This is a genomic window from Kineosporia sp. A_224, assembly GCF_002198655.1.
Taxonomy (GTDB): domain Bacteria; phylum Actinomycetota; class Actinomycetes; order Actinomycetales; family Kineosporiaceae; genus R-H-3.
In genome coordinates, this window is the sequence record NZ_MWLN01000087.1 from 1 (window position 1) to 3,149 (window position 3,149).

Sequence of the window (3,149 nt, forward strand, 5' to 3'; positions counted from 1 at the left end):
CCACCCGGGCGGACACCATCGACAGCCCGAAGAGCACCATCGAGACCAGCAGTGCACCAGGCCGGTGGGACAACACATGCAGCACTGGGGCGACCACCGCAGCCACGAGCACCGTTCCGGCCAGCGCCCGGACCGGCCCCCGCCTGCTCACCACGTGCCACCCCGAGACAACCGCCACCGGCAGTGCCAGCACGATCCCCAGCATCGACCACGGGTGGACACGGACGGCGGCACACATCACCAGCAGCGCCGACGCCGCGCCGGCCACCGCCAGGACGGCCCACGATCGCGCGAGACGGCCCCTGCCGTCACGCGTGCCGCCGCCGCCCGGATGCGTCACCGGCCAGCCTCACGAGGCGGAGAGGTCGAACCACCCGGCCCGCACGGAACGGCGCTCGCCGCCACACCGACGACCACGCCGACGACTGCACCGGCGATGACGTCCGACGGGTAGTGCACGCCGATCACCACCCGGGAGGCCGCGACCACGACCGACAGCGGGACCAGCGCCACCCCCAGCGCGGGCTGCTCCAGCAACACAGCGGTCGCGAAGGCCGCGGCGGACGCCGCATGCCCCGACGGGAACGACGTGGTCACCGGTGCCCGCAGCGGCACCCGCGTGTCCGGGACCAGCCCGGCAGGTGGACGAGTTCGACGGGACGCGGGCTTGAGGAAGACGTTCGTGACCACGCTGGCCAGTGACAGGGCCACCAGGCCCTGGGCGGCCGCCCGGCGACCGCGCCGCCCGGACAGTGCCATGCCGCACGCGATCGCGAGCCATAGGCCGCCATGGTCGGCAGCCTTGCTCAACCGCGGCATGGCCTCGTCGAAGAAGCCCGACTCGATCGTCCCGAGCCGTTGCAGCGCCTGTTGCTCGAGCGCGGCCAGCCGCTCGGAGCGCGGCTCCCCGGGTGCCCGCCGGGACGGTTGAGACAAGCGAGGTAACCCACCGTAGCCAGGTCCGGGGACCTCAGGCCCTCAAGGCTGCTGGGGCGACTGGGGCGGCTGCTTGGGCGAGCGTCCGAGCAGCTTTTGGAGCCGCTGCTTGTTGGCCGGCTTGGCTGCCTCGAGGCGGGCCTTGTCGATCGCACCCCGCAGCGCGGGACTCTTGGCGAGCTCGGTCAGCTTCGCTCTCAGGTTCGTCGACATCGTGATGCTCCAAGGACTCGGCAGTCAGTTCGTGCGCGGAGATGGAGATCGCGGCTGAACACCGAAGGTCCTCGCTGCTCGGAGCGCCCCCACCTCGAACCGTGGTCGCGTCCCCTGGTCGCCGATCGGCACCAATCAGACCACCGTACGCGTCGACGCCGGCCAGGGACCGAGACCTCGGTCCCCGCGGGCCCTCGAGCGCCTCGATCCTTCGCCGGCGGCAGTTGTTCGCTGACTGCCGGCAAGACCTGCCCGGCCCTGGCGGCGCCTCTCGCATCGTCCTCGACGTCGCGCAGCGCTGGTAGCCCGCCAAGAACGCTGGACACCCTTGGACGAACCCCGGTCGACGGGAACGGGCCGTCGGGTGCGTGCCGTTGCCGGCGCCCAGAAGTTGATACACCCGAACACCACTCAAATGAACTCATCAAGCATCGGGACCTTGCGCAGAGCCGGCGGGCCGCCCCGAGACACATATGCCTGCCGGCGGGGCGCCCGGCGCTCACGGCCGCGCCACGTTGCATGGCAGCAGCGCGCAGGCGCGACGGGCCACCGCCAAACGCGTGACCGGGTGCCGCTCCTCCCGGAGCTGCTCGCGGGCCAGCCGCTGCAGCCGAACCCGATCACCGTCAGCCTCCGCCAGCCGCGCCTCCAGCAACGCCAGCTCGTTCGAGGCCGCGCAGTCCGCCGCGCCTGGCCTGCCGGTCGCGGGAAGTTCCCACCAAGGTCCCAGGCAGGCCAGGCGCGCGGGGCTGCGGGTAGCAGGGTCGGCCGCCAACTCCAACAGGGCCGGGACGGCGATGCTCGCGGTCATGCCCCGCTCGAGGACGGCGTCCGCCAGGACGTCGAGCAGGGCCGTCTCGGTCCACAGCCGGGCGGGCTGCCCGAGCTGTGCACGCAGGTCGTGGCACCGGGCGGCCACATCGGCCAGGTCGGGGTGTCCGAGGGCGTCCAGGACCGCGGCGCGCTGCTGCTCGGCCCGCTCGCTCGAACGCCGCGCGCCGCGACCGCCGGCCGTCGATGGCGTGGAGGGGCGGGGAGGAGGGTTCTTCCTCTGGGTCAAGAACTCTGGGTCGGGCCGCAAACNGCTACCCCTGGCCGCAGAAATGCGGCCACCCCCGCCCACCCGCGCGCGAGCACCCGTGGTCGAGGCAGTGCGGGCGACCACCGGTTGCGAGGGGGTGGCCGCAGATCTGCGGCCACCCTCTCCCCCGCCATCTCGCAGACCGGAGCAGGCGGCTCCTCCCGACAGGGCGCCCGGCGCCCCCGACTGCTTTCCGGCGCTCGAGCCGGGCACGGCGGTGCGCACGAGGTACCGGTTGGTCAGGTTGACCGGTCCACGCCGACGGCGCTCGACCACGACCGCCCCGACCGCGACGAGCTCCTTCATCGCCCGGTCGACGGTGTCGGTGGACCGCTTGCGCAGCCGCTGCGCGAGCAGCAGCCGGCTCGGCATCCGTGCTCCGGATGTCTGCCCGTACCGCAGCAGCACCGCGTACAACCGGACCGCGACGTCGGAGACGTCCGCGTCGAGCAGCCACTCCGGGACGATCGCGAACCGGTCCTCCACGACCAGCAGGTCGCGCTGGACCGTGTCGGCCCTGTCGTGCGTGCCGCCAGCGTCTTGGCCGACCTCGCTCACGCGGGCTCCGCGTTCGGCCCTCGCCTGCAACGCGAGCAGTGGACCGTCTTCTTGTTGACCTACGATCTGTGGGGATGCTGAAAGAGTCATCACGTCCGAGGCTCCAGACATCAAGCCCGCACCACACCGACGTCCAGGTCGGCGAGCGGGCCGGTTGACGGGGAACGGAACGAGCCCCTCCCGGCACCAGAGCACTGCTCTCGCCGGTGCTCACTTTGGTGGTCACTACGTCCTTCCGCAGCGACCCTCCAAGACCGGAGCCGTTCCTACGTCATCTGGCCTCTGACCAGCACGAACACCCATCCGGACCCCACCAGCGACTACCCACCCAAACCGGACGGGCATCGGTTCCTAAACCGCG

At 72.0% G+C, this 3,149-nt stretch carries 2 protein-coding genes and 1 pseudogene; all 3 read right to left on the bottom strand.

Annotation, left to right across the window (positions count from 1 at the left end; translation table 11 throughout):
- Positions 1 to 340 (bottom strand): annotated as a pseudogene (locus tag EDJALFJO_RS06965) (hypothetical protein); the annotation flags it as partial.
- Positions 337 to 810 carry a phosphatase PAP2 family protein gene (locus EDJALFJO_RS06970; RefSeq protein ID WP_158220318.1) on the bottom strand — a complete coding sequence of 158 codons (474 nt, stop codon included), beginning with the start codon at positions 808 to 810 and terminating at the stop codon, positions 337 to 339. The gene EDJALFJO_RS06970 and the pseudogene EDJALFJO_RS06965, both read right to left, overlap by 4 nt.
- Positions 811 to 978: 168 nt before the next feature.
- Entirely contained in the window at positions 979 to 1,149 is a 171-nt protein-coding gene (locus EDJALFJO_RS34080) for a hypothetical protein (RefSeq protein WP_158220319.1), read from the bottom strand.
- Between the last annotated feature and the right edge of the window lie 2,000 nt (positions 1,150 to 3,149).